This is a genomic window from Microbacterium sp. (assembly GCF_026393345.1).
Lineage (GTDB): Bacteria > Actinomycetota > Actinomycetes > Actinomycetales > Microbacteriaceae > Microbacterium.
This window is the reverse complement of sequence record NZ_JAPLAI010000031.1, coordinates 1-15,736: the sequence shown is the minus strand read 5'-3', so window position 1 is coordinate 15,736 and position 15,736 is coordinate 1. Positions and strand designations below refer to the sequence as shown.

14 protein-coding genes and 1 pseudogene are annotated in these 15,736 nt (G+C 68.9%); 5 read left to right on the top strand and 10 right to left on the bottom strand.

The window, feature by feature from the left end; genetic code table 11:
* From NT132_RS04310 to NT132_RS04295, 4 genes and pseudogenes are all read left to right on the top strand, one after another.
* Nucleotides 1-414: pseudogene (locus tag NT132_RS04310) on the top strand (methylenetetrahydrofolate reductase); the annotation flags it as partial.
* Between the two features lie 13 nt (nucleotides 415-427).
* On the top strand, nucleotides 428-1,336 hold the full coding sequence (locus NT132_RS04305; protein WP_297785306.1) for a bifunctional methylenetetrahydrofolate dehydrogenase/methenyltetrahydrofolate cyclohydrolase: 909 nt from the start codon (nucleotides 428-430) through the stop codon (nucleotides 1,334-1,336).
* Nucleotides 1,336-2,208, top strand: coding sequence for a formyltetrahydrofolate deformylase (gene purU / locus NT132_RS04300; protein WP_297785303.1), 873 nt, complete (start codon nucleotides 1,336-1,338; stop codon nucleotides 2,206-2,208). Before NT132_RS04305 ends, purU begins: the two co-directional genes overlap by 1 nt.
* Nucleotides 2,209-2,264: 56 nt before the next feature.
* Complete coding sequence (locus NT132_RS04295; protein WP_297785298.1) at nucleotides 2,265-3,668, top strand: aminomethyl transferase family protein; 1,404 nt, start codon at nucleotides 2,265-2,267, stop codon at nucleotides 3,666-3,668.
* 60 nt (nucleotides 3,669-3,728) lie between these two features.
* On the opposite strand, the gene NT132_RS04290 is transcribed toward NT132_RS04295, so the two are convergent.
* The 10 genes from NT132_RS04290 to NT132_RS04245 form a co-directional block, all read right to left on the bottom strand.
* On the bottom strand, nucleotides 3,729-4,817 hold the full coding sequence (locus NT132_RS04290; protein ID WP_297785295.1) for a Zn-dependent alcohol dehydrogenase: 1,089 nt from the start codon (nucleotides 4,815-4,817) through the stop codon (nucleotides 3,729-3,731).
* Entirely contained in the window at nucleotides 4,814-6,277 is a 1,464-nt protein-coding gene (locus NT132_RS04285; protein WP_297785292.1) for an aldehyde dehydrogenase, read from the bottom strand. The genes NT132_RS04290 and NT132_RS04285 overlap by 4 nt, the downstream gene beginning before the upstream one ends.
* The gene (locus tag NT132_RS04280) at nucleotides 6,274-7,191 is read right to left on the bottom strand and encodes a sugar phosphate isomerase/epimerase (protein WP_297785289.1); all 918 of its coding nucleotides are present in this window, start codon (nucleotides 7,189-7,191) and stop codon (nucleotides 6,274-6,276) included. Before NT132_RS04280 ends, NT132_RS04285 begins: the two co-directional genes overlap by 4 nt.
* A 10-nt stretch (nucleotides 7,192-7,201) precedes the next feature.
* On the bottom strand, nucleotides 7,202-7,984 hold the full coding sequence (locus NT132_RS04275; RefSeq protein WP_297785286.1) for an SDR family oxidoreductase: 783 nt from the start codon (nucleotides 7,982-7,984) through the stop codon (nucleotides 7,202-7,204).
* An 85-nt stretch (nucleotides 7,985-8,069) separates the two neighbouring features.
* Complete coding sequence (locus tag NT132_RS04270; protein ID WP_297785283.1) at nucleotides 8,070-9,056, bottom strand: sugar ABC transporter substrate-binding protein; 987 nt, start codon at nucleotides 9,054-9,056, stop codon at nucleotides 8,070-8,072.
* A gap of 86 nt (nucleotides 9,057-9,142) precedes the next feature.
* On the bottom strand, nucleotides 9,143-10,132 hold the full coding sequence (locus NT132_RS04265; protein WP_297785280.1) for an ABC transporter permease: 990 nt from the start codon (nucleotides 10,130-10,132) through the stop codon (nucleotides 9,143-9,145).
* Nucleotides 10,129-11,655 carry a sugar ABC transporter ATP-binding protein gene (locus NT132_RS04260; RefSeq protein ID WP_297785277.1) on the bottom strand — a complete coding sequence of 509 codons (1,527 nt, stop codon included), beginning with the start codon at nucleotides 11,653-11,655 and terminating at the stop codon, nucleotides 10,129-10,131. The genes NT132_RS04265 and NT132_RS04260 overlap by 4 nt, the downstream gene beginning before the upstream one ends.
* Nucleotides 11,652-12,698 carry an alcohol dehydrogenase catalytic domain-containing protein gene (locus NT132_RS04255; protein WP_297785272.1) on the bottom strand — a complete coding sequence of 349 codons (1,047 nt, stop codon included), beginning with the start codon at nucleotides 12,696-12,698 and terminating at the stop codon, nucleotides 11,652-11,654. The genes NT132_RS04260 and NT132_RS04255 overlap by 4 nt, the downstream gene beginning before the upstream one ends.
* Nucleotides 12,699-12,748: 50 nt before the next feature.
* Nucleotides 12,749-13,714, bottom strand: a complete 966-nt coding sequence (locus tag NT132_RS04250; protein WP_297785270.1) for a transketolase C-terminal domain-containing protein — start codon at nucleotides 13,712-13,714, stop codon at nucleotides 12,749-12,751.
* On the bottom strand, nucleotides 13,714-14,592 hold the full coding sequence (locus tag NT132_RS04245; RefSeq protein ID WP_297785268.1) for a transketolase: 879 nt from the start codon (nucleotides 14,590-14,592) through the stop codon (nucleotides 13,714-13,716). Before NT132_RS04245 ends, NT132_RS04250 begins: the two co-directional genes overlap by 1 nt.
* A gap of 211 nt (nucleotides 14,593-14,803) precedes the next feature.
* Between NT132_RS04245 and NT132_RS04240 the strand changes: the two genes are divergently transcribed.
* Nucleotides 14,804-15,736: aldehyde dehydrogenase family protein (locus NT132_RS04240; RefSeq protein WP_297785265.1), on the top strand; the 933-nt coding region annotated here is incomplete at its 3' end.

Genomic DNA, 15,736 nt, shown 5'->3' with positions numbered 1-15,736 from the left:
TGGCGTCACCTGGAGGACAAGTCCGCGGCGCTGACCGAGCAGGGACTGGATGCGGTCATCCTCACCCAGTTCGCGTTCGACACCGAGCCGGTGATGCGGTGGATCGGCAGCGTCCGTGACCGCGGCATCACCAGCGAAATCTGCATCGGCACCCCAGGACCTGCCGGCATCAAGCGTCTCCTCGGCTTCGCCCGCCGCTTCGGCATCGGCGCGAACGCGATGATCGTGAAGAAGTACGGCTTCTCCCTCACCAACCTGATGGGCACCGCCGGGCCCGACACATTCGTCACCGACCTCTCCGCCGAGTTGCGGGCCGACCCGGCATCGGGGGCGGTCCGCCTGCACTTCTACACGTTCGGCGGGCTGAGGGCGACGGCCGAGTGGGCGCGCGATTTCGTCGCGCCCGGGACCTGAGCGGGGGACGCTGATGACGGCGCGGCTGCTCGACGGAACGGCGACGGCGAAGATCGTCAAGAACTCGCTGCGCACACGCGTGGCGGCGCTCGCGGCGCGGGGCGTGACCCCGGGGCTCGGCACGCTGCTGGTGGGGGAGGACCCGGCCTCCCGCTCCTACGTGACCGGAAAGCACCGCGATTGCGCCGAGGTTGGCGTGGCGTCGGTCTCGGTCGAGCTGCCGGTCACCGCGACTTTCGAGGAGATCGCGGACGCGGTCCGCCGGCTCAACGCGGACCCCGCCGTCACAGGCTTCATCGTCCAGTTGCCGCTGCCGCCGGGGATCGACGAGAACGCGATCCTCGAACTGATCGATCCGGCCAAGGACGCCGACGGGCTGCACCCCACCAACCTCGGCCGTCTCGTGCTCGGGGTCGACCCCTCGCGCGTCGCCCCCTCGCCGCTGCCGTGCACCCCGCGGGGGATCATCGAGCTCTCGCTGACCCACGGCATCGACTTCGCCGGCGCGCGGGTCACCGTCATCGGCCGGGGCACGACCGTCGGCAGGCCGCTGGGTCTTCTGCTCACCCGCAAGGGGATCGACGCCACCGTGACGCTCGTCCACTCCCGCACCGCGGACATCGCAGCCGAGGTGCGGCGCGCGGACGTCGTCGTCGCCGCCCTCGGGAAGCCGCATTTCGTCCGGCCGGAGTGGATCCGGCCCGGCGCCGCCGTCCTGGATGTGGGAGTGACCCGAGTCGGCACGACGCCCTCGGGGCGGGCGAAGCTGGCGGGCGATATCGACCCCGCCGTCGCCGAGGTCGCGGCCTGGCTCTCCCCGAACCCGGGCGGCGTCGGCCCCATGACCCGGGCGATGCTCGTGACGAACGTCGTCGAGCTCGCCGAGACCGCTGTTGAAACGACTGCCGAGAGGATCCGTTGATGACCTTCCATTCCGACAAGCTCCGCGACCACGCCTGCCTGATCGTGCACGGCCCGGACCAGCCCGGCCTGGTGGCCGCGGTGACCGCGCTGATCACGCGCAACAAGGCGAACATCGTGACGCTCGACCAGTACTCCGACAACCCGGAGGGCGGCGAGTTCTTCCAGCGCGTCGTGTTCCACCGCCCCGAGCTGTCCGCCGCGTTCCCGGAGATCGAAGCGGACCTGGAGAAGACCCTCTCCCCGTTCGGGATGGAGTGGCGCCTCACCGACCAGTCGATCCCGAAGCGGATGGCGATCCTCGCCTCCACCAGCGACCACTGCCTGCTCGAACTGCTCTGGCGCCACCGCCGCGGTGAACTGCCCGTGACCATCCCCATGGTCATCAGCAACCACACCCGGGTCGCCGACGACGTCCGCTCCTTCGGCATTCCGTTCTTCCACGTTCCCTCCCAGGGCCCGGACAAGTCCGAGGCGGAAGCCCGCATCCTGGAACTACTGAAGGACAACGTCGACTTCGTCGTCCTCGCCCGGTACATGCAGATCATCTCGGAGGACTTCCTCGACGAGGTCGGTGTGCCGGTCATCAACATCCACCACTCGTTCCTGCCCGCCTTCATCGGCGCGGCCCCCTACCGCAAGGCCAAGGAACGCGGGGTGAAACTCATCGGCGCGACCAGTCACTACGTGACCAAAGATCTCGACGAGGGCCCCATCATCGAGCAGGACGTCGCCCGCGTCGATCACGCCATGAGCGCCGCAGACCTCCAGGCCCGCGGCGCCTACGTCGAACGCGCCGTCCTCTCCCGCGCCGTGCAATGGCACGCCCAGGACCGCGTCATCCGATACGGAAACCAAACCATCGTCTTCTGATCCCCCGGGGACCTCCCCCGGAACCACCCCATCCCCTGAACAGAGAGGTTCATCTCGTGGCCAGCAACCTTCAGCAGCTGCTCGATCAGACCAACCCGGTCGAGCTCCTGCGTAACTCCCAGATCGGCTCCTACATCTATCCCGTCGTCCCCGCGGACTTCGCGAACTGGATCAAGGAGCAGAAGGCCTGGCGCGACACGGCCGTCCTGTACGACCAGTCGCACCACATGGACAACGTGTTCCTGAAGGGCTCGGACGCGATCCGGCTCATCAGCGACACCGCGATCAACTCCGTGGCGAACTTCGAGGTCAACCGGGCCAAGCAGTACGTGCCCACCACCTCGCAGGGCTACGTGATCGGTGACGGCATCCTCTTCCGCGAGGCGGAGGACGAGTACACCTACGTGGGTCGCGCCCCCGCCTCCAACTGGCTGATGTACCACGGCGAGACCGGCGGCTACGCGAACCTCGACGTGACCGTCGACCGTCGTTCGCCGTCGCGTCCGTACGGCCACGCCGTGACCCGCCAGTACTACCGCTTCCAGATCCAGGGCCCCCGCGCCTGGGACGTCATCGAGAAGCTCAACCGCGGCCCGCTGGAGAAGATCGGCTTCTTCCGGATGGCCACCATGTCGATCGCCGGCAAGCAGGTGCGCACCCTCCGCCACGGCATGGCAGGAGCGCCGGGCCTGGAGATCTGGGGCCCGTACGCCGACCACGACGCCGTCCGCGACGCCATCGTCGAGGCCGGCGCCGAGTTCGGGCTGCTGCCCGTGGGCTCGCGCGCCTACCCGTCGAACACGCTGGAGTCGGGCTGGATCCCCTCGCCGCTGCCCGCCATCTACACCGGTGAGGGCGAGCGCGCCTACCGCGAGTGGCTCGGCACCGACAGCTACGAGGCGACCGGAACCCTCGCGGGCTCCTTCGTGTCCGACAACATCGAGGACTACTACCTCACGCCGTGGGAGCTCGGCTACGGCTCGTTCGTGAAGTTCGACCACGACTTCATCGGCCGCGACGCCCTGGAGCAGATCGACCCGGCATCGCAGCGCAAGAAGGTCACCCTCGCCTGGAACGCCGAAGACCTCGGCAAGGTGTGGACGTCGCTCTTGAACGTCGACGGACCGAACTACAAGTTCTTCGACCTGCCGCTGGCCAACTACGGCTCCGCGAACTACGACTCGGTCGTGGATGCGGACGGCACCGTCGTCGGACTCTCGATGTTCACCGGCTACAGCGCGAACGAGCGTCGCGGCCTGTCGCTCGGCGTCGTCGACCACGACGTGCCCGAGGGCACCGAGCTCAAGGTCGTCTGGGGCGAGCCGAACGGCGGCACCTCGAAGGCGTCCGTCGAGCCGCACGAGCAGACCGAGGTCCGCGTCGTCGTCAGCCCGGTGCCGTACTCCACCGTCGCCCGCTCCACCTACCAGGGTGGCTGGCGCACCGGCTACAAGGACTGATCCGCACGAGAAAGGGGGTCCGGGCTCGCGCCCGGGCCCCCTTTCTCGTTGTCCCCGCGCTCAGAAGCGGGTGATGACCGTTCGAGCGGTCTTTCCGGAGTGCAGTGCCGCGTAGGCGGAGTTGATGTCGTCGAGGGCGATTTCGGACGCGATGAGGTCGGAGAGGTCCAGCCTGCCCTGGAGGAACAGCGACGCGTAGAACGGGATGTCGCGCTTGATGTTCGAGGAGCCCATGTAGACGCCGTTCACCTTCTTCTGTTCCCGCAGCAACGTGTTCGCGTCGACCTCGAATGTGCCGCCCGCGGGATGGATGCCGATGAGGCTCGCCGTGCCGCCGACGCGGAGCATCGCGATGGCCTGCTCCACGGTCTGCCGGCGTCCGATGACCTCGAACGCGTGATCGACCCCGCCGCCGGTCAGCTCGCGCACCCGCGCCACGACGTCTCCCTCGCCCGCGTTCACCCAGTCTGTCGCCCCGAAGGCACGGGCGAGCTCGAGCTTCTCGTCGTTCAGGTCGATCCCGATGATCCGCGCCGCACCCACGAGGCGGGCGCCGCTCACGACGTTCAGCCCGACACCGCCGAGACCGATCACCGCGACGGTGTCCCCCGCGGTCACGCCGGCCGCGTGGATCGCGGCTCCCGCGCCGGTGATCGTGCCGCACCCGAGGACCGAGGCCTCCGGGAAGGGCACGGCCGGATCGATGCGGACGAGCTGGTTCTCGTGGATCAGCGCTCGTTCGGCGAACCCGGCGGTGCCCATCGCAGCCAGCACGGGCTCGCCGCGACGGCTGAGGCGCGGTGGCTCCCCCGCCGCGCGCAGAGTGGCCTCGGGGCGCAGGCAGCGCACGGTGCGGCCGCTCAGGCATTCGTCGCAGGCGCCGCAGAACTGCACCAGCGAACCGACGACGTGGTCGCCGACGGCGAACTCCGTCACGTCCGGGCCGATCGCCGCGACGACACCGGAGACCTCATGACCGAGCACCATGGGCGGTGCCATCCCGAAATCGTTCTGAGCGAAGTGGAGATCCGAATGGCAGAGCCCGGACGCCTTCACGTCGACGAGCACTTCGCGGCCGAGCGGATCGGCGATGTCGATGTCCTCGATGTCGAAGCCGCCGCCGAACGCGTTGACCACTGCTGCTCTCATGCCGGCAGTCCGATGCTCGTGTTGATGGCCTTGGTGTTGAGGTAGTTGTACAGGACCTCGGACCCCTGTTCGCGCCCGAGGCCCGACTCCTTGTACCCACCGAACGGGGTAGCGAGGTCGGGCGAGTACCCGTTGACCCCGATCGTGCCGGTCTGCACCTCACGGGCGATGCCGAGGGCAGCCTCGGGATCCGAGGAGAACACCGCACCGCCGAGGCCGTAGCGGGAATCGTTCGCGAGAGAGACCGCCTCCTCGTTGCCGTCGTAGGCGAAGACCGTGACGACCGGACCGAACACCTCCTCGCGGGCGATCTGCGCGTCCGGGTCGACCCCCGTGACGATGGTCGGTTCGTAGAAGTAGCCGCGCTGGCCGGGGAGGTCACGGCCACCGGTGAGGATCTCCGCACCGTCACCGCGGGCGTCGTCGACCATCGTCCGTACCCGCCCGCGGATCCGCTCCGACACCAGCGGCCCCATGTCGGTGGCGGGGTCGCGCGGGTCGCCGAGCCGGAACGATCGCGCCAGCTCGACGAGCCCGTCGAGCATCTCGTCCTTCCGGGTGCGCGGCACCAGCACCCGGGAGAGCAGGAAGCAGGTCTGTCCCGAGTTCATGAAGGCGCCCGCCCGGAGGCCCGCGAGGGTCACGTCGAGGTCGGCATCCTCGGTCACGATCGCGGCCGACTTGCCGCCGAGTTCCAGGGTGACGGGGATGAGACGCTCCCCGCAGGTACGCGCGATGAGCCGGCCGGCGGCGGTCGAGCCGGTGAAGGCGATCTTGTCGACACCCGGATGCCGGACCAGAGCCTCGCCGGTCTCGCGGCCCCCGGTGACGACGTTCACGACACCGGGCGGGAACCCGACGGCCTCGACCGCGGCGGCGAGAGCGAGAGCGTCGAGCGGGGTCTCACCCGCCGGTTTGACCACCACCGTGCACCCGACCGCCAGGGCGGGGGCGAGCTTCGCCGAGAGGATCGATTGCGGGTAGTTCCACGGGGTGATGAGCCCCGCGACCCCGACCGGCTCCCACCGGACGACGGAGGTGCCGGGGCCGCTGATGTTGCTCCGGCGCTCTTCGAACGCGAAGTCCCGGATCATCGCCGCGAAGTACCGCAGATGCTGGGTGGGGAGCGCGATGTTGACGAACTGCGAGAAGCCGGTCGGCTGACCGATCTCCCCGGTGACGAGCGCCGCCGTCTGCTCGCCGCGCCGCTCGAGCTCGTCGGCGAGCCCCTCCATGAGAACGGCCCGCTCGTCCGGGGTCATGCGGGGCCAGGGGCCGTGGTCGAACGCTTCCCGGGCCGCGCGGACCGCCGCGTCGACATCCTCGGCGCTCCCGTCCGGCGCGACGCCCACGGTCACGCGAGCGTAGGGATCCTCGACCTCGATCCGCGCGGGCGACCGCGCCGGCTGCCATTCTCCGCCGATGAACAGTTCGTCGTCGGTGTTCGAGATGATCGTCATGGGTTCCTCCGTCGTCCTCGGTCGTCTGCGATTCGATCCGGTGCGGCCGCCCGTTCGATGAGGCGGATCGCGTCGGTGGCGAGCTCGGCACCCCGGTCGTACGGGGCGCGCCAGATGGCCAGCATGTCGGCGGCGCCGGCGGCGAGGACCGTGCGCGAGAAGGCTTCGACACCCCAGCGGCCGGTGTAGCCGGCGGCGAGCGCCGTGCGCACGATCCCCGCGATGTCCACGGATCCGGTGGCAAGCGCCCCCCGCCCCGACTGACCGAGCTCCAGATAGGCGAGTTTCGGCAAGGCCAGCCGCACCGCCGCGGCCATGTCCGCCTCCTCCACGGCCATATGGAAGGTGTCCAGATGGATGCGGAGGTGCGCGGAGCCGCTCGCCTCGATGAACGCCATCGCCTGTGCGGCGGTGTTGATCGCGGCGGTCTCGTAACGGTTGAGCACCTCGAACGTCATCGTGACGCCCCGCTCGTGCGCGTGGTCCGCGACGGCGCCGACCTCGTGCGCCGCCCGGTCGAAGGCGGCCGCCGATACCGGGCCGGATGCGGGGCCGAAGAGGCCATAGGGGACCCCGTTCATCTGGTCGGAACCGAGCGCGACAGTGAGGTCGACCTGCGCGCGGAGCGCGGCCGCACCCGCTGCGCGCACGTCCGCATCCGCCGACGACACATCCGCGCCGGGCGTCTGCCCCGCGATCGTGATCGGGCGCAGGCCCTGGTCGGCGAACGCCGCACGGAGCCCGGCCGCATCCGTGGCGCCGGGGTCGAGCGGGGGCAGGACGACACGCGTGTACCCGGCCGCCGCGATCGCGGCGAGGGCACCGGGCAACGAGGCCGGCGAGGCGTCCGGGGCCACGACGTTGAGGTGGCAGGCGACGTCGAGTCCGGTGCGCGTCGGGGACGGTGCGGTCACGGCTCCGCTCCTAGAACGTCGGCAGGTCGAGGCGCTGCTTGAACACGGAGTACCCGTCGTCCACGTGCACGACGGTGCCGTTGATCACGTTCGACTCGTCCGAGGCGAGGAACGCGACGACGTCGGCGATCTCGCCGGGCTCGGTCATCCGGTTCCGCAGTTGCTCCGCGGCGAACGTGTTCCGCAGTTCCTCGCTGAACTGGTTGATGATGGGGGTTCCCACGCGGCCCGGCGTGATCGCCAGCGCGCGGATGCCGTACTCGGCCAGCTCGTACGCGGCCGAGCGGGTGAACGAGATGACGGCCGCCTTCGCCGCGCTGTAGGTGAAGGACAGCTCCGCCGCCTGTTCGCCGTAGATGGAGGACGTGCTGATGATGACGCCACCCGTGCCCTGGTCACGGAACTGGCGTCCGGCGGCGAGGATGCCGTAGTAGACGCCGTCCTGGTCGATGCGGATCATCGGGGCGTAGTCGACATCGGGGTCATGATCGAGGAGCGGCTTCCCGCCCGCGATGCCGGCGTTGTTGAAGATCACGTCGAGATGCCCGTAGACCTCGACCGCTCGCGCGACGGCGGCTTCGACATCGGCATACACCGAGACGTCGGTCTGCACCGCCGTCGCCGCGCCCTCGAATCCGGCTGCGTCGACCTCCGCGACGACCTGCTCGGCCTGCGTCAGGTTCATGTCGGCGATGACGACCTTCGCGCCCTCGCGGACGAACTTCAGCACGGTCGCGTGCCCGATGCCGCTGGCGCCGCCGGTGATCACGGCTACTTTGCCTTCCAGACGCATGATGTCTCCTTCTGTCGATGTCCGGCCGCACACGGCCCGGGAAGAGGGGGGTGCGGGGGCGGCGTCGCGCCGCCCCCGCTGGGCGTCAGCCCAACTTGTCCGACGGCGTGGTGTCCGCCGCGTTCTCCTTCGTCACGAGCGTCACGTCGACGGCGACGAAGTTCTCGTCCGGCAGCGTGCCGTCCTCCTGATAGGCCACGACATCCTCGATGAGCATGTCGAGGACCGCCGGCCAGGGCTGGTCGATCGTGGCGAGCATGTTGCCGCCCGCCTCGATCGCCGCGAGAGTCTCCGCCAGGGCGTCCACGCCGGTGACCGGCGCGGTGGAGCCTGCTTCGGACAGCCCCTGCGCGGCGCCGAGCGCCGCGTCGTCCCACCCCGCCCATACCGCGTCGAGCCCGTCCGGGTTCGCGGAGAGGTAGTCCGAGACGAAGTTCAACGCCTCGGTGCGGCCCGTTGCCGGGTTGGTGACCTGCTGCGGTTCGCCACTGACGACCGTGGCACCGGCGTCCTCGAACGCGGTGACCGCGAGCTGCGAGCGCAGCCGGATGCCGGCGTGCGGGTCGTGCCCGATCACCATGATGGTCTTGCCGTCGAGGCCGCCGATGGACTCGTCGATCGCGTCCACCGTCTTGTCGACGATCTGCTGCTGGTTGGTGGTGATGTTGGTGGCGAAGGCGTCCGTCGCCTCGGTGCCCGCATCCATCGAGAAGATCGGGATCTCCGCGTCCTTTGCCGCGGTGACGATGGATCCGATCGAGGACACGTCGGTGTAGCCGTCGAGGATCACGTCGGCGCCCTGGCCGATCGCGCTCTCCACGGCGGGGTTCATCTTCTGGAAGTCGAAATCGCCCTGGATCATGGTGAGATCCCAGCCGAGCTCCTCCGCCTGCGCGGTGACGGCCTTGACCCACCACGCGCCGACGGGCGTCTGGTTGCCGGAGGTGAAGGCGATGACCTTGAAGGGGTCATCGTCGCCCCCGCCGCCGTCCGAGCCGGCACTCGAGCATCCCGTCAGGGTGAGGGCGGCCGCGACCGCGACCGCCGAGGCGATCTTGAGGGTGGTACGCATGTTTCTACTCCTTTGTGTCACTGCGTGAGGTACTTCTCGGTGCCCGCGCGGAACGGGTGTCCGCGTGGCGTGGGGGGGCGGCGTCGCTATCTCTCCCGGGTCTTCAGGCCGGACAGGACGACCGCCGCGATGATGATGAGTCCCGTGACCACCTGCTGGACGTAGGCGTTGACGCCGAGGATGTTCAGGCCGTTGCTCATGACGCCGATGATGGCGACGCCCACGATCGTGCCGCCGAGGTTGGCGGCGCCGGAGCGGATGACGGTCATGCCGAGGAACACCGCCGCCACCGAGAACAGCGTGTTGTCGCCGCCCTGCTCGGCAGCCGCACTGCCGAGGCGTGCGGCGAGCAGGATCCCGCCGATCGCCGAGATGAATCCGGCCAGCGTGAACGCCAGCATCCGTGCCCAGCGCACATTCACCCCCGACAGCCGAGCGACCTCTTCGTTGCCACCGATCGCGTGGAGGCGTCGTCCCAGGGTCGTGAATCGCAGCAGGGCCCAGATGATCACCGAGATCACGACCGCGAAGTAGACCGGCAGCGGGACGTTGAGGAACCGGCCCTGGCCGAGTTCGTTGAACTCCGCCGGCATTCCGAACACGGTGGTGCCGCCGGTGACGATGTATGCCAGGCCGATGACGGAGGTCATCGTCGCGAGCGTCGCGATGAACGCCGACAGCCGGAGATACGCGATGAGCACCCCGTTGACGAGTCCCACCAGGAGTCCCACCGCGAGACCCGCCAGGATCGACACGCCCAACGAGTTCTCGCCGAGCAGGAGCGCGGCTGTGACGGAGCCGGCGAGGCTCGAGGTCGCCCCGACGGACAGGTCGAAGTCGCCGACCACCATGACGATCGTCTGTGCGCCGGCGATGATCGCGAGGATCGAGATCTGGTACAGGATGTTGCGGATGTTCACGAACGACAGGAACGTGTCGGGGCGCATCGCGAAGAAGAAGAGGATGAGCAGGACCAGGGCCACGATCGTGCCGCTCTGCACGAGGAGGCGGCCCGCCGACCGGGACTGCTGGATCATGAGGGTGCCGGTGCGGGTCGGCTCTTTCTGAATCGTCATGAGGTGGCCCTTCCGTAGGCGTAGGAGAGGAGGAGCTCGTCGTCGGCGCCGTCCGCGGGGACGTCGCCCGAGATCGACCCCTCATGCATGATGAGGATGCGGTCGCACATGCCGATCAGCTCGGGCAGTTCGGAGCTGACAGCGATCACGGTGGTCCCGGTCGCCGCGAGCTCGCGGATGAGGCGGTAGATCTCGGCCTTGGTGCCCACGTCGATGCCGCGGGTGGGTTCGTCCATCAGCAGCACCTTGGGTCGGCGCGCGAGCATCTTGGCGAGGACCACCTTCTGCTGGTTGCCGCCGGAAAGTTCTCCGACGCTCTGGCGTGCGCTGCGCGCCTTGATCCGCAGGTCGGCCATGCCGCGGTTCGCGATCTCGGCGATGCGTCGCCGGGACACCCAGCCGGCCCGGCTCACCGCTCCGATGTTCGCGAGGGCGATGTTGTCCTGGACGGAGGAGCCGAGCATCACGCCCTGGCTGCGGCGCTCCTCCGGCACCAGCGCCATCCCCGCCGCCAGCACCCGTCCGACGCCGCTGCGGCGCGGGATCTCCTCCCCCGCCACGGTGACGGTTCCGGAGACGGAGCGCTGCGCGCCGGCGAGGATGCGGAGCAGTTCGCTGCGGCCGGAACCGGCGAGACCGCCGATGCCGAGCACCTCCCCCACGTGGGCCGTGAACGACACGTCGGTGACGCGTCGCCCCTGCAGATCCGTCACCACGAGGGCGACCTCGTCCGTCTTCGTCCCCCGCTCCGGGTAGAGCGACTCGGCGTTGCGGCCGACCATCGTGGAGATGACCTCGCCGATGGTCGTGTCGGCCACGTCGCGGGTGACGATCGTCTCGCCGTTCCGCATGATCGTGAGCCGGTCGCAGAGCTCGAAGACCTCCTCGAGCCGGTGCGACACGTACACCACCGCCACGCCCTCGTCGCGGAGCGAGCGCAGCACCGCGAAGACCTCGCGGATCTCGGTGTCGGTGAGGGAGGCGGTCGGCTCGTCGAGGATGAGCACCCGGGCGTCCGTGGCGAGGGCGCGGGCGACCGCGACCATCGTCTGCTGCACCGGCGACAGGTCGCCCGCGAGCTTGCGCATCGAGATCCGCTGGTTCAACCGTTCGAGCTGCTCGCGAGCGCGGCGGCGGAGCACGCGGCCGTTGACGATGCCGGCGCGACTCGGCAGCTGCTCACCCAGCAGCACGTTCTCGGCGACCGACGTGGTCGGAACGATGGAGAGCTCCTGGTACAGCGCCACGATGCCCGCCTTGTGCGCGGCACGCACGGTGGCGAACTCGACGTCTTCGCCGGCTCGGCGGATCTGCCCCGAGTCCGGGGCGTAGAGGCCGGTGACGACCTTGATCAGCGTGGATTTGCCGGCGCCGTTCTCGCCGAGGAGCGCGTGGATCTCGCCGGGTCTCACCGACAGCTGCACCCCTTTCAGCGCGTGCACGCCGTCGAAGCTCTTCACGATGTCGATGGCTTCGAGGGCGGGGGCCACGGTCGCCGCGGACTCGGTCCCGGTGAGGGTCATGACACCGCCTCCAGGTCGTTGCAGCGGATCAGCACCTTCGGATACGCACCGCTCAGGTGCATGGCGAACGCCTCGGTCGCGTCCTCCAGGTCGAACACCGACTCCGTCAGCTCGTCGAGCTCCAGGTACGGCAGGAGCTGCAGGGCACGGGGGAAGGCGTACGGCGAGACGAAGACCCCGGTGAGCGTGAGCTCCTTGAGATAGAGGTAGTCGGAGAGGTTGAGCGGCATCTCGAAGTCGTGCGGGTACATCGCCCCGTAGACGACGGTCGCCCCCCGTGCCGCGATGTCGAGCAGGCCCCGCACCGCGCGAGGCGAGCCGGAGGCGTCGATCACGACGTCGAAGCCGGCGCCCTCGGTGATGTCCGCCGCCCGCCGGCCCTGATCCTCGGCGACCGGATCGATCACCGCATCCGCGCCGTGCCGAAGTGCCATCTCGCGTCGGGCTGCGATGGGCTCGATGAGGGTGAGGGAGGTCGCGCCGTTCCGCTTCATGATCTGCAGTGCCAGCTGACCGATGGGTCCGCCGCCGCAGATGGCGACGCGGTCGCCGACGGCGATGCGCGTCTTGTCGGCGATGCGGACCGCTACCGAGGTCGGCTCCAGCAAACAGCCGTGACGCAGCGACACCGCATCCGGCAAGCGGTACACCTGCGACTCGTGCCAGGTCACCGTCTCGGCCATTCCGGGCCGGTTGTAGTCCTGGATGTGCTCGCAGAACTGCTGCTTCCCCGCCCGGCACGGCGTGCAGGTGCCGCAGAAGCGCAGGAAGTTCCCGGCGACGCGGTCACCGATCTGCAGTCCGTTGCGGTGCGCGCGCTCGCCGAGCGCCTCGATCACGCCGGACAGCTCGTGACCGAGCCCGATCGGCACGTCGGTGCCGAAGAAGCCCTCCGCCAGGTGCGGGTCCGAGCCGCAGATGGCCGAGTACGCGACCCGGATGCGGACGTCCTCCGGCCCCAACGGCTGGTCGGGGAAATCGACGACGCCGATCCGCCCACGCGTGTCGTCGTCCGGATCGCGCAGGTTGCCGATCTTTGTCACCGCGACTGTTCTCATTCGTCTCTCCGTTGAGCGAGTGGGCGGAGCGGGCGTCAGTCGCCGGCGGCGATGACGCGTCGGGCGGCGGCGATCGTCGCCGTCAGCCCGTATCCGTGCTTGTCGCGCAGCTCCTCGTCCTCGCCGAAGCCGGCGTACACCTGGGGGATCCCGAGCCGTTCGAAAGCGGTGAGATGGATCCCGCGGTCGGCGACCACATCCGCCACCCGCGAGGCGAGTCCGCCGTAGGCGAGGTGGTCCTCGAGGACCACGAACCGCCCGCCGGTCTCGGCCGCGCACTGCACGATCAGCTCCTCGTCGATCGGCTTCAGGGTGAACATGTCGACCACGCGCACGGACCTGCCGTCCTTTGCGAGCTCGTCCGCCGCATCCAGCGCCTGGGCGACGACCGTGCCGTGCGTGAAGATCGTGGCGTCGGTGCCCTCCCGCGCGATGATGCCCTTGCCGATGCGGATCTCGTGCTGGCCCGGCTCGTACAGCACCTTGTCCTTCTTACCCACGGCGAGCCGGATGTAGATGGGACCCGTCATCGACATCGACTGCCGGATGACCTCGCCCACCATCAGCGGGTCGCCGATCGAGGTGACGGTCATGTTGGTCAGCGCGCACATCAGCGCCAGGTCCTCCACCGCGTAGTGGGTGGAGCCGCCGTTGCCGACGAGTCCGCCGTGCGTGCCGATGATCTTCACCGGCAGGTTGGGGTAGCAGACGTCGGTGCGCACCTGTTCCAGCGCCCGCATGCTGAGGAACGGCAGCATCCCCGACACGACCGGGATGTTCCCGTCGTAGGCGAGGCCGGAGGCGATGCCGACGCACACCTGCTCGGCGAGGCCGACGTCGAGGAAGCGCTCGGGGAAGGTGTCGCGGAACTCCACCAGCGTCGCGCCGATATCCGGGGTGAGCACCCACAGGTTGTCGTACTCGGCGCCGAGCTCGGCGAGGGTCGACCCGATCACGGATCGGGCGGAGAGCATCTCTCCGAAGGTGAAGGTGACAGGCATCAGACGGACTCCTTCTGACGAGATGCGTCGAGCGCGGCCATCGCGCGCTCCAGGTCGGCGGCGCCGAGCGAGCCGGCGTGCCAGGCGAGGTTGTGTTCCATGAAGTCGACGCCCTTGCCCTTGACGGTCTCGCAGATGACCACCGTGGGCCGGTTACTGTCGGTGCCGGGCAGCGCGTCGATCGCGTCCACCAGCTGCGCCATGTCGTGACCGTCGATGTGCACGACGTTCCAGCCGAACGCCGCCCATTTGTCCGGGTAGGGCTCGAAGACGACCCGCTCCTCCGCGAAGCTCGTCATCATCTGCCGGTTGCGATCGACGAAGGCGACGAGGTTGCCGAGTTCGTTGCTGCGCGCCGCCATCGCGGCCTCCCACACCGACCCCTCGCCGGTCTCGCCATCGCCGAGCAGGCACACGACCCGGTGGGACTCGCCGCGACCGCGGGCGCTCAGCGCCATCCCCACCGCGATGGGCAGGCCGTGACCGAGGGACCCGGTCGAACACTCCACCCCGGGAAGCTGCACCTTACACGGGTGCATCCCGTACGCGCTGTCGAGCTGACCGTAGGTGTCGACGATGCCCTCGTACGAGAAGAAACCGCGGATCGACATCGCGATGTACATGCAGACGGCCGCGTGCCCCTTGCTCAGCACGAACCGGTCGCGGTTCGGATTGCGCAGATCGCTCGGGTCCACGTGCAGCCCGTATTCGAACAGGGCCGTGAGGATGTCCGCCGCGGAGAGGTCACCGCCGATATGAACGGCGCCTTCATACGTGCCGCAGAGGTGGAGGAGCTTCGAGCGCAGCTCGTACGCGAGATCTTCCAGCTCCTCGACGGTGCGCGGATCGCCCGGGTTCTGCAGGGTCGTTTCGCCCATCACATGCCTCCTCATCGATGACACGGAGGTCTCCAAGGGTGCGGCGCGCGCGTCCTCATCGACTCTCGCAGTGCATCCGGATCCGACTCTGGACCCGAACGGGGAGACAGTAACACGGAGAGATTTACAAGTAAACAGGAATGCACATAAACTTGTTTAGGATGCTTCTTGCATCGCTGGTCCACAAGTCACAGAGAGGTGCTTGATCGACATGACCGACACGTTGGAGAACGTTCGTACAGGTCTGTACATCGGGGGTGTGGAGCGGTCGACCGCGGACACGCTCGCCGTCGCAGACCCCGCCAAGCCCGGCGTGATCGTCGGGCATGCCGCATCCGCGTCCCCGTCGGACGTCGCCGATGCGGTGTCCGCCGCCAAGGCCGCCTACCCGGCCTGGTCCGCACTCAGCGCGACCGAGCGCGCGCGGGTCATGGCCGAGGCGATCGTCGGCATCGCCGATGAGCGCGACACCGACGCCGCCATCCTCTCGCAGGAGAACGGCAAGATCCGCTTCGAGGCCTGGGTCGACGCCCTCGTCTTCGAGATCCGCTGGAACCTCGCGCTGATGATCGCCGACGAGGTCGACACCGGGAAGACGCTGCCGGTCGTTCCCGGCATCCCGGTTGAGACGAACGTCTCGTATCAGTCCCTCGGTGTGGTGACCGTCATCGTGCCGTTCAACTGGCCGATCGCGATCCTCGGGGCATCCCTTCCGCACGCCCTGCTCGCGGGGAACACCGCGATCGTGAAGCCGCCGCCCTCCGCCCCGCTCGCCACCACACGGCTCGTGCAGCGTCTCGCCGAGAAGCTGCCGGCCGGGGTGCTGAACGTCATCACCGGCAAGGACGAGAACATGACCGGCCTCATCCAGAACCCCGACATCGCGAAAGTGTGTTTCACCGGCAGTGTGAATGGCGGGAAGCGGATCATGGAGATGGCGTCGAAGACGCTGACCCGGGTGACGCTGGAGCTCGGCGGCAACGACGCGGCGGTGTTCCTCGAAGACGCGATCCTCGATGACACGCACCTCGACCGCCTGTTCGCGGCGATCTACGACACGACCGGGCAGATCTGCATGAACGCGAAGCGCGTCTTCGTGCACCGCTCTCGTCGCGATGAGCTGGTGGCGGGCCTCGAGGCGCGC

What these genes read in the sequence shown, in the direction of transcription:
- NT132_RS04270 (WP_297785283.1), bottom strand. Translation starts at nt 9,056, where the DNA reads ATGCGTACCACCCTCAAGATCGCCTCGGCGGTCGCGGTCGCGGCCGCC.
- NT132_RS04245 (WP_297785268.1), bottom strand. Translation starts at nt 14,592, where the DNA reads ATGGGCGAAACGACCCTGCAGAACCCGGGCGATCCGCGCACCGTCGAG.
- NT132_RS04290 (WP_297785295.1), bottom strand. Translation starts at nt 4,817, where the DNA reads ATGAGAGCAGCAGTGGTCAACGCGTTCGGCGGCGGCTTCGACATCGAG.
- NT132_RS04275 (WP_297785286.1), bottom strand. Translation starts at nt 7,984, where the DNA reads ATGCGTCTGGAAGGCAAAGTAGCCGTGATCACCGGCGGCGCCAGCGGC.
- NT132_RS04305 (WP_297785306.1), top strand. Translation starts at nt 428, where the DNA reads ATGACGGCGCGGCTGCTCGACGGAACGGCGACGGCGAAGATCGTCAAG.
- NT132_RS04250 (WP_297785270.1), bottom strand. Translation starts at nt 13,714, where the DNA reads ATGCCTGTCACCTTCACCTTCGGAGAGATGCTCTCCGCCCGATCCGTG.
- purU (WP_297785303.1), top strand. Translation starts at nt 1,336, where the DNA reads ATGACCTTCCATTCCGACAAGCTCCGCGACCACGCCTGCCTGATCGTG.
- NT132_RS04265 (WP_297785280.1), bottom strand. Translation starts at nt 10,132, where the DNA reads ATGACGATTCAGAAAGAGCCGACCCGCACCGGCACCCTCATGATCCAG.
- NT132_RS04285 (WP_297785292.1), bottom strand. Translation starts at nt 6,277, where the DNA reads ATGACGATCATCTCGAACACCGACGACGAACTGTTCATCGGCGGAGAA.
- NT132_RS04260 (WP_297785277.1), bottom strand. Translation starts at nt 11,655, where the DNA reads ATGACCCTCACCGGGACCGAGTCCGCGGCGACCGTGGCCCCCGCCCTC.